This is a genomic window from Rubellimicrobium sp. CFH 75288 (assembly GCF_009904055.1).
In the GTDB taxonomy this organism is placed as follows: domain Bacteria; phylum Pseudomonadota; class Alphaproteobacteria; order Rhodobacterales; family Rhodobacteraceae; genus Rubellimicrobium.
The window spans coordinates 247754-262704 of the sequence record NZ_WYDP01000008.1 but is presented as its reverse complement, the minus strand read 5'-3'; the positions used below and the strand labels follow the sequence as shown (position 1 = coordinate 262704).

The window sequence follows — 14951 nt, the reverse complement described above, 5'->3', positions numbered from 1 at the left end:
CCGGGACGTTCTTGATTGACGAGTCAATCAAGCATTCGCTAAGCCGTTCTGGCAAGCCCCTTTGCCGAGGATGCCATGGTCCGTGTCGGCGTCGAGCCTATCCGCAAGGCCGCCATCGTCAAGGCGACGATCCAGGAGGTCGGCCGCGCCGGCTCGCTGGAGGTGACGGTGGCCCAGATCGCCCGGCGCGCGGGCGTGTCCTCGGCGCTGGCCCATCACTATTTCGGGTCCAAGGAGGCGATCTTCGTCGCCGCCATGCGGCACGTGCTGACGATGTTCGGCGCGGAGGTGCGCGGCGCGCTGGCCACCGCGCAGGGACCGAAGGCCCGGCTGGAGGCAATCGTGCGCGCCTCGTTCTCCGCCTCGTCGTTCCGGCGCGAGGCGGTGGCGGCCTGGCTCAACTTCTACGTCCTAGCCCAGACCATGCCGGAGGCGCGGCGGCTGCTCGGCGTCTATCACCGCCGGATGCGCTCGAACCTGGTGCATGCGCTGCGCCCGCTCGCCGGTGCGCGCGCCGGGGAAGTGGCCGAGGCCGTGGGAGCCCTGATCGACGGGGTCTATCTGCGGCAGGCGCTGTCCCCCGCCGCGCCCGACCGGGAGGCGGCGATCGCGCTGGTGCTGGGCCGGCTGGAGCACGAGACGGGGGAGGCCGAAGGATGAGCCGGCCCAACATCCTGATCCTGATGGCCGACCAGCTCGCGGGGCCGTTCTTCCCCGACGGGCCGGCGCCGTTCCTGCATGCGCCCCACCTCGCGCGGCTGGCCGAGCGGTCGGTCCGCTTTCCGGCCGCCTATACGGCCTCGCCGCTCTGCGCGCCGGCGCGGGCCTCCGTCATGGCCGGACAGCTGCCGTCGCGGACCGGCGTGTTCGACAACGCGGCCGAGTTCGCCTCCTCCGTGCCGACCTTCGCGCATCACCTGCGGCGCGCGGGCTATCGCACGGTCCTGTCGGGCAAGATGCACTTCGTCGGGCCAGACCAGCTTCACGGCTTCGAGCAGCGGCTGACGACCGACATCTACCCGGCCGATTTCGGCTGGACCCCCGACTGGCGCCGCCCGCACGAGCGTGTGGACTGGTGGTATCACAACCTGGGCTCGGTCACGGGTGCGGGCGTGGCCGAGGCGACCAACCAGCTCGACTACGACGACGAGGTGGCCTTTCACGCGGTGCGCGCGATCCACGACCTCGCGCGGGAGGAGGACGGCCGGCCCTGGTGTCTGGTCGCCAGCTTCACCCATCCGCACGACCCCTACGTGGCGCGCCGGCGGCACTGGGACCTCTACGAGGGTTCTCCCGCGCTCGACCCGGAGGGAGAGGCCATCCCCTACGAGGCGATGGACCCGCATTCCCGGCGGATCATGGATGCCTGCGACTGGCGGCGCTTTGCCGTGACGCCCGAGATGGTGCGCCGCGCCCGGCGGGGCTACTTCGCCTCCATCTCCTATATCGACGAGAAGGTGGGGGAGATCCTCGGCGCGCTGGAGGCGATGCGGCAGGAGGCGGTCGTCGTCGTCCTATCGGATCACGGCGACATGCTGGGCGAGCGCGGCCTGTGGTTCAAGATGCACTTCTTCGAGCATTCGGCCGGGGTGCCGCTGATGCTGGCCGCGCCGGAGCTGCGGCCGGGGCGGGTGGAGACGCCCGTCTCCACGCTCGATCTCTGCCCGACCCTGTGCGACCTGGCGGGGGTGGACCTGTCCGAGGTGGCGCCCTGGACGGACGGCGTGTCGCTCCTGCCCGTCGCGGAAGGAGCGGAGCGCGGGCCGGTGCCGATGGAATACGCGGCCGAGGCGTCGGTGGCGCCGATGGTGGCACTGCGCGACGGGCGGTGGAAGTATGTCCGCTGCCCCGCGGACCCCGAAATGCTGTTCGACCTGCGCGACGATCCCGGAGAGCGGACCAACCTCGCCCTCCGGCCGGAGGGGGCGGAGGCGCTGGCGCGGATGCGGGCGCTGGCGGACGCGCGCTGGGACCTCGCCGCCTTCGACCGGGCCGTGCGCGAGAGTCAGGCGCGCCGGCTGGTCGTCTACGAGGCGCTGCGCAACGGGGCCCATTTCCCGTGGGACTTCCAGCCGCTCCAGCGCGCCTCGGAGCGGTACATGCGCAACCACATGGACCTGAACGTTCTGGAGGAAAGCCGGCGCTTTCCGAGGGGGGAATGATGCGCGACGCGCGGCCCGAGGCGAGCCATTTCGTGGACGGACGCTTTCTGGAGGACCGGGAGGGCGAGGCGATCCCCGTCCTCTACCCGGCCACGGGCGAGGAGATCGCGCGCGTCCACGCGGCGACACCTGCCGTGATCGAGGCCGCGCTCGCCTCTGCCGAGCGGGCGCAGGCGGACTGGGCCGCCCGGACGGGCGCAGAGCGGGGGCGCGTGCTGCGCCGCGCGGCCGAGCTGATCCGCGAACGCAACCGCGAGCTGTCGGAGATCGAGACGCTCGACACGGGCAAGCCGCTCTCCGAGACGCTGGTGGCGGATGCGCTGTCGGCCGCGGATGCGCTGGAATGGTTCGGGGGGATCGCGGCGGCCATCCGGGGCGAGCATGTTCCCCTCTCGGGTGGCGCCTTCGCCTATACGCGGCGCGAGCCCCTGGGCGTGTGCGTCGGCATCGGGGCGTGGAACTATCCCACGCAGATCGCGGCGTGGAAGGCCGCGCCCGCGCTGGCCTGCGGCAACGCGATGGTGTTCAAGCCCTCGGAGACGACGCCGCTGGGCGCGCTGCGTCTGGCCGCGATCCTGGCCGAGGCGGGACTGCCCCCGGGCGTCTTCAACGTGGTGCAGGGTGCGGGCGCGGTCGGCGCGGCGCTGGTTGCCGATCCGCGGGTGGCCAAGATCTCCGTCACCGGATCGGTCCCCACGGGACGGCGCATCTACGAGGCGGCGGCGGCGGGCCTCAAGCCCGTGACGCTGGAACTGGGGGGCAAGTCGCCGCTCCTCGTGTTCGAGGACGCGGACCTCGACTCGGCCGTGTCGGGGGCGATCCTCGGCAACTTCTACTCCACGGGGCAGATCTGCTCGAACGGCACGCGGGTCTTCGTGCAGGAGAGCGTGCGCGAGGCGTTCCTCGAGCGGCTCTCCGCCCGGCTGGGGGGCGTGCGCATGGGCGATCCGCTGGACGAGGCGACCAATCTGGGCCCGCTGGCGACCGAGCGGCAGCGCGAGATCGTGGAGGGCTATGTCCGCAAGGGCCTGGAGGAGGGTGCGCGGCTGGTGGCGGGGGGGCGGCGGCCGGACCGGCCGGGCTTCTGGTACGAGCCCACGGTCTTCGCGGACGTGACCGATTCCATGACCATCGCGCGCGAGGAGATCTTCGGCCCCGTCATGGCGGTGCTGGACTTCCGCACCGAGGAGGAGGCGGTCGCGCGCGCGAACGCGACGCCGTTCGGCCTCTCGGCCGGGGTGTTCACGCGCGACATCGCGCGCGCGCACCGCGTGGCGGCGGCGTTCCGGGCGGGGACGTGCTGGATCAATACCTACAACGTCACGCCGGTCGAGGTGCCGTTCGGCGGCATCCGCGCCTCCGGCATCGGGCGCGAGAACGGCTGGGCCGCCGTGGAGCACTACACGCAGGTCAAGACCGTCCATGTGGGCGCGGGGGTGGTGGAGGCGCCGTTCTGATGCAGGCGGATTACGTCATCGTGGGCGCCGGCAGCGCGGGCTGCGCGCTGGCCTACCGGCTGAGCGAGGCCGGCCGCAGCGTCATCGTGATCGAGGCGGGCGGGTCGGACTGGGGGCCCTTCATCCGCATGCCGGCGGCGCTGTCCTACCCCATGAACATGGCGCGCTACGACTGGGGGTTCCGCACCGAGCCCGAGCCGCATCTGGGCGGCCGCACGCTGGCCACGCCGCGGGGCAAGGTGATCGGGGGGTCCTCCTCGATCAACGGGATGGTCTATGTGCGGGGGCATGCGCGCGACTTCGACGGCTGGGCCGCGGCGGGGGCGAAGGGCTGGGCCTTTGCCGACGTGCTGCCCTATTTCCGGCGGATGGAGAACTGGCACGGGGGGATCGGCGATCCGTCCTGGCGCGGCAGCGACGGTCCGCTGCACGTCACGCGCGGGCCGGCCTCCAACCCGCTCGCACGCGCCTTCCTCGAGGCGGGGCGGCAGGCGGGATACCCCCTGACGGACGACCCGAACGGCTGGCGGCAGGAGGGCTTCGGCCCGATGGAATCAACCATCTGGCGCGGGATGCGCTGGTCGGCGGCCTGGGCCTATCTGCGCCCGGCACTGCGCCGCCCCAATTGCGACCTGGTGACCGGCATCGCCCGGCGCATCCTGTTCGAGGGGCGCCGCGCCACGGGCGTCGAGATCGACAGCTTCAACGGGTTGCAGACCATCCGCGCCGGGCGCGAGGTGATCGTCGCTGCCTCCTCCATCAACAGCCCCAAGCTCCTGATGCTGTCGGGGATCGGACCGGCGGCGCATCTGCGCGAGATGGGGATCGAGGTGCTGGCGGACAGGCCGGGCGTGGGGGCCAACCTGCAGGACCATCTGGAGATCTACGTCCAGCAGGCGGCCACCCAGCCCGTGTCGCTGTTCCGCTACTGGAGCCTGTGGGGCAAGGCGCTGGTGGGGGCGCGCTGGCTGTTCCTGGGCTCGGGGCTGGGCGCGTCGAACCAGTTCGAGATGGGCGCCTTCATCCGCTCGCGCGCGGGGGTGGAATACCCGGACATCCAGTTCCACTTCCTGCCCATCGCGGTGCGCTATGACGGGCGCGCGGCGGCCGAGGGGCACGGCTTCCAGGCGCATGTGGGCCCGATGCGCTCGCCTTCGCGCGGGGCGGTGACGCTGCGCTCGCCCGACCCGGCGGAGAGCCCGCGCATCCTCTTCAACTACATGAGCACCGAGGAGGACTGGCGCGACTTCCGTGCAGCCATCCGCCTCACGCGCGAGATCTTCGCCCAGCCCGCCTTTGCCCCCTTCCGCGGCCACGAGATCAGCCCCGGCGAGGCGGCCGTCTCGGACGAGGCGCTGGACGACGCGATCCGCGAGCATGTGGAATCGGCCTATCACCCCTGCGGCACCTGCCGGATGGGCGACCGGGACGATCCGGGCGCGGTCGTGGACCCCGAATGCCGGGTGATCGGGGTGGAGGGGCTGCGCGTCGCCGACAGCTCGATCTTTCCGCAGGTCACGAACGGCAACCTCAACGCGCCGTCCATCATGACGGGCGAGAAGGCGGCCGATCACATCCTGGGCCGCGGGATGCTGCCGCGCGACGAGCGCGAGCCATGGATCGACCCCGACTGGCGCGTGGCGCAGCGGCCGATCCGGCCCGTGGAGGGGCAGCAGGCGGCGGAGGCGGATCTGCGCGCCGCCGGCTGACGTTCCCCTCCGGGCCGGCAGGGGAGGAGACGATGGGCGATCGCAGCGGGGAGAACCGGGAGGACCGCCTGAGCGCCGCCGAGGTGGCCCGCGCACTCGAGCGCGCCGGCCTGCCTGTGCGCGAGGGGGAGCCCGAGGCCATGCTGTCGCAGGCGCAGTTCCTGTGCGGGGCCGTCCGTCGGGTCAGGGACGCGTCGTGATCCCTCCGATCCCCGATGCGGCGCGTGCCCTGCGTCGCGGCGAGCTGACCGCCGTGGAGCTGCTCGGGCGGCATCTGGAGGCCGTCGCCGCGGGCAACGGGCGGCTCGACGCCGTCTGGGCGGTGGACGAGGGGCGGGCGCGGGCGGCCGCGGAGGCGGCGGATCGGGACCTGGCGGCCGGGATCGACCGGGGCGCGCTCCTCGGCATCCCGTTCCTCGTCAAGGACGTGATCGATCTGGCGGGACTGGCGACGACCTGCGGCAGCCATGTGCCCGCACCGGCGGCCCGCGCCGATGCGGAGGCGGTCGCGCGGCTGGTGGCCGCGGGCATGGTGCCGCTCGGCAAGACGGCGACCTACGAGTTCGCGCTGACGGGCCCCGCCTTCGACCGGCCGATGCCGCCCGCGCGCAACCCCTTCGACCCGTCGCGCATTCCCGGCGGCTCGTCCTCGGGCTCGGCGGCGGCGGTGGGGGGGCGCCTCGTGCGGGTGGCGCTCGGCACGGACACGAGCGGCTCGTTGCGCGATCCGGCCAGCCATTGCGGCGTGGTCGCGCTCAAGCCCACGGACGGCGCGGTGCCGGTGGGAGGGGTGTTCCCGCTGTCGCGCACCCTCGACGATGTGGGTCCGATCGCGGCCAGCACGGAGGAGGCGGCGCTGGTCTTCCGGGCCCTGGCGGGGCGCGCGGCGCCGGCGCGGCCCCTTCAGGGAGAGGGAATGCGGATCGGCTATGCGCGGGGCTGGTTCGAGGAGGACGAGGCGCTGCATCCGGCCGTCCTCGACGCGCTCGATGCGGCGGCCGAGGGGTTCCGGGCGCTGGGCTGTCCGGTCGAGCCGGTGGAGATGCCCGATTACGCGCTGCTGGAGGCGGTGGGCACCGTCATCATGTATGCCGAGGCTTTCACCGTCCATCGCCCGCTGCTGCGCGCGCATGGCGACGGCTACGGGCGGGACGTCTGGCGCAAGCTGGCGGCGGGGGCGGTGCTGGAGGAGGGCGACCTGGACGCGGCGCTGGCCCTGCGGCCGCGCCTCCGGGCGCAAATGGATGCCGCGATGGAGGGGTTCGACGCGCTGCTGACGGCGACGGTCCTGGCCCCGCCGCCGCGCATCGAGGATTGCCTCGCGGGCTCCTCGACCATGGCGATGCGGACGATCCCGTTCAACGTGACGGGGCATCCGGCCCTGGCGCTGCCCTGCGGCCTGCACGAGGGCATGCCGCTCGGCATGCAGCTCGCGGCGCGTCACGGCGCGGAGGAGGTCCTGTTCGCGCTGGGACGCCTGTGGGAGGAGGCGCATCCCCCGCCGGAGCCGCCCTCGTCCTAGGCCAGAAGCCGGGCCAGCCGGCGCAGGGCGAAGAGATAGCCGTCCGCGCCGCAGCCGGCGATCACCGCATCGGCCCGCAGGCTGACATAGGAGCGGTGGCGGAACGCCTCGCGCCGGTGGATCTGCGACAGGTGGACCTCGATCACGGGGCCGTCGAAGGCGTGAAGCGCATCGAGCAGCGCGACCGAGCTGTGGGTCAGGCCGCCGGGATTGACCACGATCCCCGCGGCCTCCCCGCGGGCCTCCTGGACCCAGTCGATGAGCTGCCCCTCGTGGTTGGACTGCCGGCAGACGATCGAGAGGCCCAGTTCGGCCCCGAGACCGGCGCAGGCGCGCTCGATGTCCCCGAGGGTCTCGCGCCCGTAGATCTCGGGCTGCCGGGTGCCGAGCAGGTTCAGGTTGGGACCGTTCAGGACGAGGATTCGGGGCATGGCGCTCTCCGCTGGCATCCCCTTGTGACGCAAGGCCGGGCGGGGGAAAAGCCGCGCGGCTGGACAGGGCGCGCACGGCCTGCGAGGGGTGGCGCGAAAGCCAGAGGGAGGGGACGATGGACCTGCCGCGCAACGCGTTCCGGCGGCGGCTGCTGGAGGGGGAGGTGCAGATCGGCCTCTGGTGCTCGGCGCCGGGCAGCTACACGGCGGAGGCGATGGCCGGTGCGGGCTTCGACTGGTTGCTGTTCGACACGGAGCATTCGCCGGCCGATCCGCTGACCGTCCTGGCGCCGCTGCAGGCGGCTGCGGCCTATCCGGTCTCGGCGCTGGTGCGACCGGCCTGGAACGATCCGGTCCTCATCAAGCGCATCCTCGATCTCGGGGCGCAGACGCTGATCGTGCCCTATGTCCAGTCGGCCGAGGAGGCGGAGGCGGCCGTGCGCGCCATGCGCTATCCGCCGGGGGGCATCCGCGGCGTCTCCACCCTGACGCGCGCGAACCGCTGGGGCCGCGTGGGGGATTACCTCGACCGCGCCGCGGAAGAGCTGTGCCTGCTCGTGCAGATCGAGACCCGCGAGGGGCTGGAGCGGATCGAGTCGATCGCGGCCGTGGACGGCGTGGACGGGCTCTTCATCGGGCCGGCGGACCTTGCGGCCTCGCTCGGCGCGCTCGGGCGGCCCGAGGCGGTGACGGCCGAGGTGGAGGAGGCGATCCGGCGGATCGTGGCGAGCGGCAAGGCGGCAGGCATCCTGACGGGTCCGGCCTTCGCGCGGCGCTGCCGCGACCTCGGGGCGACGGTTCTGGGAATCGGGGTCGATCTGGCGCTGATGGCGCGCGCGGCCGATGCGCTGGCGCGGGAGTTCCGGGCGGAGTGATCCCTCCCGCCGCGCGGGGGTGGGGGGTCAGTAGCCCGCCCGGCGGTCCACCAGATGGAGCAGCGGCTCTCCGGCCTGACCGCGCCGGATGTTCTCGGCGATGGCGCGGGCGGCCGTCTCGGGCCGGGTCTCGGCCGCGATGTGGGGGGTGACGGTCACGCGCGGATGGGACCAGAAGGGATGGTCGGGCGGCAGCGGCTCCTGCCGGAAGGTGTCGAGCGTGGCATGGCCCACCTGACCCTCGTCGAGGGCGGCCAGAAGGGCCGCGTCGTCGATCAGCGCCCCCCGGCCGGGATTGAGCAGCACGAAGCCGCGGCGCGGCAGGCGGAGCCGCTCGGCATCCATCAGGTTCTCGGTCAGCCGGGTGAGCGGCGTGAGCAGCACGACGATCTCGGCGCCGGTCAGGGCGGGGGCGAGCCCGTCGCGGCCCGTGAACACGCGCGCAAGGCGCCGTTCGTCCTTGGGCGAGCGTGCCCAGCCGGTGACGGGAAAGCCGAGCCCGGTCAGCGCCAGCGCACAAGCGAGGCCGAGTTCGCCGAGGCCCAGCACCGTCACGGGCCGCTCCGTGGCCAGAGGGGGCGGCGAGGGCTCCCAGCGAGGCTCGGTGCGGCGGATGTGGCGGTCGAGCCCGAGATGGTGGCGCAGCACATGGCCGGTGACCCATTCCACCATGCCCTGCGTGAGTCCGGGGTCCACCATGCGCGCGAGCGGCTGGGTCAGGGTGGGGTTGACGACGATCAGCTCGACCCCGGCCCAGAGGCTCAGCACCGCCCGAGCCTGCCGGTAGGGGGAGAAGTCGGTGATCCGTCCGCCGGGCGCGTACACGATCCAGTCCGTCTCCTCGGGGGACAGGTCGCGCGAGACGGTGGCGAGCACCCCCGCCTCGGCCAGCGCGCGGGGAAGGGTGTCGCGGTAGGCCTCCCACACCCGCTCGGGGCCGTCGAACAGGACGCGGGCGGGACGGGAGCGGCCCGCGGGGCGCAGCAGGGCCGCAGGCCGGGCCTCGGGGAGATCATCGGGGACGGTGGACATGCGCGCTCTGGGCGAGGCCGAAGGCCCCGAGAAGGACGAGGAGGGAGGAGCCGCCATAGCTCACGAGCGGGAGCGGAACGCCCACGACGGGCGCGAGGCCCATGACCATGAGCATGTTGACGGCAAAGAGCAGGAACACGGTGACGCCCACCCCGGTCACGAGCAGCGACGAGAAGCGGTCGCGGCAGGTGACGGCCGTGTGGAACAGGAAGGCGAGGATCAGCCCGTAGATGACGAGCAGGGCGAAGGAGCCCACGAATCCGAATTCCTCGGCCAGGGTGTTGAGGATGAAGTCGGTGTGCTTTTCGGGCAGGAAGTTCAGCCGCGACTGGGTGCCCTGCATGAAGCCCTTGCCCGTGAGCCCGCCCGAGCCAAGCGCGATCTTGGCCTGGGTGATGTTGTAGCCCGCACCGAGCGGGTCCTGGGAGGGGTCGAAGAAGGTGTCGATGCGCCGGAACTGGTAGTCGTGCAGAAGCTGCCAGGGCTTGCCGCGGCTTTCGAACACGGCCCAGACGGCCCCGGCGATGCCCGCAAGAAGCGTGGCGAAATACGCCCAGTGAACGCCTGCGCAGAACATGAGGATTCCGCCTGCCCCGAGGATCAGCACCGCCGTGCCGAGATTGGGCTGCATGAGCACCAGGACGACGGGCAGCACCACCATGACGAGCGGCGGCAGCATCCAGAGCGGGTTAGACACCTTCCGCGTGGGCAGCCAGTCGTAATAGGCCGCGAGCGCGAGGACGAGGCCGATCTTGGCCACCTCGGACGGCTGGATGCGGATGGGTCCGAGGACAAGCCAGCGCTGCGCCCCCATGCCGACATGACCCATGATGTCCACGAGCACCAGAAGCCCGATGGAGAGCAGATAGATGGGCCAGGCGAGCCGCCGCCAGACGGTGATCGGCACCATGGCGACGGCGATCATCACCACGAAGCCGAGGACGAAGCGGCCGAGCTGGTCCCCGGCCCACGGCTCCATCCGGCCGCCGGCCAGGCTGTAGAGCATCAGGATGCCCAGGAGCGAGGCCGCCGTGACCAGCGCCACCAGCGCCCAGTTCACGTAGAGCAGCTTGCGCCAGCCGGTGGGAACGAAGCGGACCTGGTATTCGAGAAAGCTCATGCCGGGCCCTCAGACGCGGTCCACGGGCGGCGGCGGCGCATGGCCGCCCATCCGGGCGCGGATCGTCTCCTGTCGTTTGGCCGCTTCCTCGCGCCGGTTGGGCGGATAGGCCTCGAGCGGGGGAAAGCCCCCGTAGAGGGCCTGAAGCGTGATGTCGCGGCCGATCGGCGCGGCAGCCGAGGAGCCTCCGCCCCCGTGCTCGACCACCACGGCGACGGCAAAGCGGGGATTGTCGTACGGGGCGTAGTTGACCCACAGCGCGTGGTCGCGCCGTTCCCACGGAAGCTGGCTGTTGGAGATGACGCCGCGGGCGCGCTCCTCGGGGGTGATGCGGCGGACCTGGCTGGTGCCGGTCTTGCCGGCCATGCGCATCCCTTCGGCCACGATGCGCGAGCCGAAGGCGGTGCCGCGCTCGTGGTTGCAGACGTCGTACATGGAGGCGCGGGTGCGGCGCAGCCAGTTCTCGTTGAGGCCCAGCGGTTCGCCGCCGGTGACGGGCTGTTCTACCCCGTCGATGCTCTTGACGAGACGGGGCTGGATCGCGCGGCCGGTGGCGAGGCGGGCGGTCATGATGGCGAGCTGGAGCGGCGTGGCGAGCACGTAGCCTTGGCCGATCGAGGCGTTGACCGTGTCGCCCACGCGCCAGCTCTCGCCCCGGACATTCTGCTTCCAGGCGCGGTCGGGGGCGATCCCCTCGGCCACCGCGGACATGGGCACGTCGGGGCGCACGCCGACGCCGAGCTTGCGCGCCATGGCGGCGATGGCATCGATGCCGACACGCTGGCCGATCTCGTAGTAGTAGCAGTCGCACGACACCTTGAGGCTGTCGTGGAAGTTGACGTTGCCGTGCCCGCCCGAGCGCCAGCAGTGGAAGCGCGTGCCCGAGACCACGGTGAAGCCCGGGCAGCGGACGGTGTCCTCGGGGCGGATCACGCCCGCCTCGAGGGCGGCGAGCGCGGTGATCATCTTGAAGGTGGAGCCGGGGGGATAGGCGCCCTGGACGACCTTGTTGGCGAGCGGGCGGTACTTGTTCTCGTTGAGGGCCTGCCAGTCGGCGACCGAGATGCCCCGCACGAACAGGTTGGGGTCGAAGGAGGGGGCGTTGCCGACCGCAAGCAGGTCGCCGGTCTCGCAGTCCATGACCACGGCGGCGGCGCTCTCGCCCTCCATGCGGGCCTCGACATAGGCCTGGAGGGCAGCGTCCACGGTCAGCTGGACGTCCTTGCCCTTGGTGCCCTCCACGCGGTCGAGCTCGCGCATCACGCGGCCCACGGCGTTGACCTCGATGCGCATCGTGCCGGCGCGGCCGCGCAGGTCGTCCTCCAGCCGCGCCTCCACGCCCGTCTTGCCGATGGGGAACTTGGGGATGCGGAACAGCGGGTCGGGGCTCTCCATCTGGGAGAGGTCGAAATCCGAGACCGGCCCGACATAGCCCACGACATGCGCCGTATCGGCCCCGTTGGGATAGAGACGCGACAGGCCCACCTCGGCGGTGATGCCGGGCAGGGCAGGGGCATTGGCGGTCACGCGCGCCACGTCGTCCCAACCCACTCGGTCGCGGACCGTCACCGGCACGAAGGAGGCGACGCGCCGCATCTCCTCGAGCGAGCGGGCGACTTCCTCCGGGGTGAGCGGCATGACGGCGGACAGGCGGGCGAGCGCCTCCTCGGGGTCGCCGGCGGCCTCGCGGACGATGACGATCCGGTAGATGGGTTCGTTGACCGCCAGCGGCAGGCCGGTGCGGTCCACGATCAGGCCGCGCGCGGGCGGGATCAGCCGCATGTTGATGCGGTTCTCCTCCGCAAGCAGGCGGAACTCGTCGGCCTGGTCGATCTGGAGCTGCTTCATGCGCCAGCCCACCACGCCCATCAGCCCGAGCTGGGCGACCCCGAGGGCGACGGCCCGGCGGGTCATGCGTGGCCAGACCTCGTTGGTTTCGGGCCGCGGAGTGCGGTCGCTGCGCGGACGCGTCATAGCCGATGCCCCAGTTGATCCACCTCGCCCTGGGCTGGCCGGCGCAGGCCGAGCGCGACCTGTGCCAGACCGGCCAGCACCGGATAGAGCGCCAGCGTCAGGATGAGCTGGATGAGCGTCAAGCCGAAGGGCGGTTGCGGCACCATCACGAGGACGAGAGCCGCCCGCTCGAGCAGGATCACCACTGCCAGTCCCGAGCCTGCCGCCAGCCATTCGTCCAGAAGCGTGCCGCGCCGCAGGCGTGGCGCGCGGCGACGGAGCCATTCCGTCAGCCCGATCGCGAGGGCGGCGTGAAGCCCCGGCGGACGCTGGAACAGCATGTCGGCGAGAAGGAACACGGCCGCGACGGCGAGCACCGGCAGCGTGTCCGGCCGCCGGGCCGCCCAGACGGCGGTGACGACCAGCAGCACGTCCGGCGGGGCCCAGTCGCGTGGCATGGGCGCGAGCGGCAGCAGCGCTGCGGCCATCAGCACGACCGACAGGAGCAGATAGCCCCCGAGCGCCACCCAGCGTCCGCCGGACGTCATTCGCCCGCCCCCTGCGGCCGGCTGGGAGGCGTGACGGTCGCCGCGAGCGAGTCCGCCGGGGGCGGGGGTGGGCCGATGGGTCCGTCGGAGCCCTCGGCCGGGGGGGGGCCGCCCTGGGGCACGATCAGGCCGCCCGGATCGCGGATCGCCTCCACATGGGGACTGCGCAGGACGCGCACGAAATGGAGCTGCTCGTAATCGGCCGCCAGCCGCAGGCGGAGCCGGCCGTCGGTCCCCTGCGCCACGCGGCCGACCAGGAGGCCTGCCGGGAACAGGCCCCCATCGCCGGCCGTCACCACCCGGTCGCCGGGCCGGACGCGGTCGCGATTCTCCACGAAGTCGAGCAGCGGATAGGCGCTGTTGTCCCCCGTCAGGATGGCCCGCTGGCGCGACGGCTCGATGGCGACGGGGATGCGCGAGGAGGTGTCGGTCAGGAGGATCACGCGCGAGGTCCGCTCGCCCACCCCGGCAATGCGCCCGACGAGGCCCAGCCCGTCCATGGTGGGCCAGCCGTCGATGATGCCGTCCCGGCTGCCCACGTTGAGCAGGACCGATTGCCGGAAGGGCGAGCCCGAATCGGCCATCACCGTCCCGGTGATGAAGGTGAGCGCCGGATCGAGCGAGACGTTGTTGAGCGCGCGCAGTTTCGCGTTCTCCTGCTCAAGCCGCAGCGCGGCCTCGCGCCAGACGGTCATCTGGCGCAGCTCGCGCCGCAGCTCGAGGTTCTGCTCGTGGATACGCTGGTAGGAGCGGAAGTCACGCGCGAGGTTGACCATTCCCGTCACCGGCGCCATGGCCCAGTCCAGCCGGGGGACGACCTGATCGACGACATGCGCCCGCAGGCGTTCCACCCGCGGCGAGTCGGCGCGCCAGACGAGGAACAGCCCGAGGCACGCCAGCACCAGCAGACCCACGAGCAGACGCCGGAGCGGGCGGGTGTAGTCCTCTGGGTTGCTGCGCCTGGGCGCCATGGGCCGCCCTCCGCCCGTTCGGGTCAGCTGTCGTAGTCGATGACGTGGCGCAGCTGCTTTTCGTATTCAAGCGCCTTGCCGGTGCCGATGGCCACACAGTTCAGCGACTCGTCGGCCACCGAGATGGCGAGGCCCGTCTGCTCGCGCAGCGCGAGGTCCAGTTCTCCCAGAAGGGCGCCGCCGCCCGTCAGCATCACGCCGCGGTCCACGATGTCGGCGGCGAGATCGGGGGGCGTCGCCTCGAGCGCGGTCATCACTGCCTCGCAGATCTGCTGCACGGGCTCGGCCAGCGCCTCGGCGACCTGGGCCTGCGAGATCTCGGTTTCCTTGGGCACGCCGTTGAGCAGGTCGCGGCCGCGGATCATCAGCGTCTGGCCGCGCCCGTCGTCGGGCATCCGCGCCGTTCCGATGGAGGTCTTGATGCGCTCGGCCGTCGATTCGCCGACAAGGAGGTTATGCTGGCGGCGCAGATAGGAGATGATCGCCTCGTCCATGCGATCGCCGCCGACGCGCACCGAGCGGGCATAGACGATGTCGCCGAGCGAGAGCACCGCCACCTCGGTCGTGCCGCCGCCGATATCCACAACCATGTTGCCGGTCGGGTCGGTGATGGGCATGCCCGCGCCGATGGCCGCCGCGATGGGCTCGGCGATCAGGCCGGCGCGGCGGGCGCCGGCGGACAGGACCGACTGGCGGATGGCGCGCTTCTCCACGGGCGTGGCGCCGTGGGGCACGCAGACGATGATCTTGGGCTTGGGATAGGAGCGGCGGATGACCTTGCGGATGAAGTGCTTGATCATCTCCTCGGCGACGTCGAAATCGGCGATCACGCCTTCGCGCATGGGGCGGATCGCCTCGATCGAACCGGGGGTGCGGCCGAGCATCAGCTTGGCGTCCTCGCCCACGGCCAGCACCTTCTTCTGGCCGTCCTTGACATGGTAGGCGACCACGGACGGCTCGGACAGCACGATGCCCCGGCCCTTGACGTAGACGAGCGTGTTCGCCGTCCCGAGGTCGATCGCCATGTCCGACGAGAAAAGGCTCCCCAAGCCCAGCATTCGCGTGTCTTCCCTCATGCCCCTCAGACCCGGCTGCGGCCACGGGCCGGCGGGCTGCGTTCCCATAGCGGCGATGCGAGCAGGGCGAAAGCGGCCTTCACGCGGTCGTGCGG

General features: G+C 72.1%; 14 protein-coding genes. 7 read left to right on the top strand and 7 right to left on the bottom strand.

The window, feature by feature from the left end; genetic code table 11:
* Positions 1 to 75 precede the first annotated feature (75 nt).
* From betI to GT358_RS09670, 6 genes are read left to right on the top strand one after another with little or no spacing between them, the layout of a single operon-like run.
* Positions 76 to 660 (top strand): transcriptional regulator BetI, encoded by a 585-nt coding sequence (gene betI, locus GT358_RS09695; protein WP_166582401.1) that lies wholly within the window; start codon positions 76 to 78, stop codon positions 658 to 660.
* Positions 657 to 2162 (top strand): choline-sulfatase, encoded by a 1506-nt coding sequence (gene betC / locus GT358_RS09690; RefSeq protein ID WP_166582400.1) that lies wholly within the window; start codon positions 657 to 659, stop codon positions 2160 to 2162. Before betI ends, betC begins: the two co-directional genes overlap by 4 nt.
* Positions 2159 to 3619 carry a betaine-aldehyde dehydrogenase gene (gene betB / locus GT358_RS09685; protein ID WP_371416258.1) on the top strand — a complete coding sequence of 487 codons (1461 nt, stop codon included), beginning with the start codon at positions 2159 to 2161 and terminating at the stop codon, positions 3617 to 3619. Before betC ends, betB begins: the two co-directional genes overlap by 4 nt.
* On the top strand, positions 3619 to 5328 hold the full coding sequence (gene betA, locus GT358_RS09680; RefSeq protein ID WP_166582399.1) for a choline dehydrogenase: 1710 nt from the start codon (positions 3619 to 3621) through the stop codon (positions 5326 to 5328). Before betB ends, betA begins: the two co-directional genes overlap by 1 nt.
* 32 nt (positions 5329 to 5360) lie before the next feature.
* Positions 5361 to 5528 (top strand): hypothetical protein, encoded by a 168-nt coding sequence (locus tag GT358_RS09675; protein WP_166582398.1) that lies wholly within the window; start codon positions 5361 to 5363, stop codon positions 5526 to 5528.
* Positions 5525 to 6850, top strand: coding sequence for an amidase (locus GT358_RS09670; RefSeq protein ID WP_166582397.1), 1326 nt, complete (start codon positions 5525 to 5527; stop codon positions 6848 to 6850). Before GT358_RS09675 ends, GT358_RS09670 begins: the two co-directional genes overlap by 4 nt.
* Here GT358_RS09670 and aroQ read toward each other — a convergent pair.
* On the bottom strand, positions 6847 to 7281 hold the full coding sequence (aroQ, locus tag GT358_RS09665; RefSeq protein WP_166582396.1) for a type II 3-dehydroquinate dehydratase: 435 nt from the start codon (positions 7279 to 7281) through the stop codon (positions 6847 to 6849). The genes GT358_RS09670 and aroQ overlap by 4 nt on opposite strands.
* A gap of 116 nt (positions 7282 to 7397) precedes the next feature.
* On the opposite strand from aroQ, the gene GT358_RS09660 reads away from it, so the two are divergent.
* Positions 7398 to 8156: an aldolase/citrate lyase family protein gene (locus GT358_RS09660; protein WP_166582395.1), complete on the top strand. Its 759-nt coding sequence runs from the start codon at positions 7398 to 7400 to the stop codon at positions 8154 to 8156.
* A 27-nt stretch (positions 8157 to 8183) separates the two neighbouring features.
* On the opposite strand, the gene GT358_RS09655 is transcribed toward GT358_RS09660, so the two are convergent.
* From GT358_RS09655 to GT358_RS09630, 6 genes are read right to left on the bottom strand one after another with little or no spacing between them, the layout of a single operon-like run.
* Entirely contained in the window at positions 8184 to 9188 is a 1005-nt protein-coding gene (locus GT358_RS09655; protein ID WP_166582394.1) for an NAD(P)-dependent oxidoreductase, read from the bottom strand.
* Positions 9169 to 10308, bottom strand: coding sequence for a rod shape-determining protein RodA (gene rodA, locus GT358_RS09650; RefSeq protein ID WP_166582393.1), 1140 nt, complete (start codon positions 10306 to 10308; stop codon positions 9169 to 9171). The genes GT358_RS09655 and rodA overlap by 20 nt, the downstream gene beginning before the upstream one ends.
* Positions 10309 to 10317: 9 nt before the next feature.
* Positions 10318 to 12222: a penicillin-binding protein 2 gene (gene mrdA, locus GT358_RS09645; RefSeq protein WP_166582392.1), complete on the bottom strand. Its 1905-nt coding sequence runs from the start codon at positions 12220 to 12222 to the stop codon at positions 10318 to 10320.
* 56 nt (positions 12223 to 12278) lie between these two features.
* Complete coding sequence (locus GT358_RS09640; RefSeq protein WP_166582391.1) at positions 12279 to 12809, bottom strand: rod shape-determining protein MreD; 531 nt, start codon at positions 12807 to 12809, stop codon at positions 12279 to 12281.
* Positions 12806 to 13780 carry a rod shape-determining protein MreC gene (gene mreC / locus GT358_RS09635; RefSeq protein WP_166582390.1) on the bottom strand — a complete coding sequence of 325 codons (975 nt, stop codon included), beginning with the start codon at positions 13778 to 13780 and terminating at the stop codon, positions 12806 to 12808. The genes GT358_RS09640 and mreC overlap by 4 nt, the downstream gene beginning before the upstream one ends.
* Before the next feature lie 23 nt (positions 13781 to 13803).
* The gene (locus tag GT358_RS09630; protein WP_166582389.1) at positions 13804 to 14838 is read right to left on the bottom strand and encodes a rod shape-determining protein; all 1035 of its coding nucleotides are present in this window, start codon (positions 14836 to 14838) and stop codon (positions 13804 to 13806) included.
* Positions 14839 to 14951: the final 113 nt, after the last annotated feature.

Excerpts from the sequence above, each read along its gene's own strand:
- betB (WP_371416258.1), top strand. The coding sequence starts at position 2,159 with ATGATGCGCGACGCGCGGCCCGAGGCGAGCCATTTCGTGGACGGACGC.
- mreC (WP_166582390.1), bottom strand. The coding sequence starts at position 13,780 with ATGGCGCCCAGGCGCAGCAACCCAGAGGACTACACCCGCCCGCTCCGG.
- GT358_RS09630 (WP_166582389.1), bottom strand. The coding sequence starts at position 14,838 with ATGCTGGGCTTGGGGAGCCTTTTCTCGTCGGACATGGCGATCGACCTC.
- betI (WP_166582401.1), top strand. The coding sequence starts at position 76 with ATGGTCCGTGTCGGCGTCGAGCCTATCCGCAAGGCCGCCATCGTCAAG.
- GT358_RS09640 (WP_166582391.1), bottom strand. The coding sequence starts at position 12,809 with ATGACGTCCGGCGGACGCTGGGTGGCGCTCGGGGGCTATCTGCTCCTG.
- betA (WP_166582399.1), top strand. The coding sequence starts at position 3,619 with ATGCAGGCGGATTACGTCATCGTGGGCGCCGGCAGCGCGGGCTGCGCG.
- GT358_RS09660 (WP_166582395.1), top strand. The coding sequence starts at position 7,398 with ATGGACCTGCCGCGCAACGCGTTCCGGCGGCGGCTGCTGGAGGGGGAG.
- aroQ (WP_166582396.1), bottom strand. The coding sequence starts at position 7,281 with ATGCCCCGAATCCTCGTCCTGAACGGTCCCAACCTGAACCTGCTCGGC.
- rodA (WP_166582393.1), bottom strand. The coding sequence starts at position 10,308 with ATGAGCTTTCTCGAATACCAGGTCCGCTTCGTTCCCACCGGCTGGCGC.
- GT358_RS09655 (WP_166582394.1), bottom strand. The coding sequence starts at position 9,188 with ATGTCCACCGTCCCCGATGATCTCCCCGAGGCCCGGCCTGCGGCCCTG.
- GT358_RS09675 (WP_166582398.1), top strand. The coding sequence starts at position 5,361 with ATGGGCGATCGCAGCGGGGAGAACCGGGAGGACCGCCTGAGCGCCGCC.
- mrdA (WP_166582392.1), bottom strand. The coding sequence starts at position 12,222 with ATGACCCGCCGGGCCGTCGCCCTCGGGGTCGCCCAGCTCGGGCTGATG.
- betC (WP_166582400.1), top strand. The coding sequence starts at position 657 with ATGAGCCGGCCCAACATCCTGATCCTGATGGCCGACCAGCTCGCGGGG.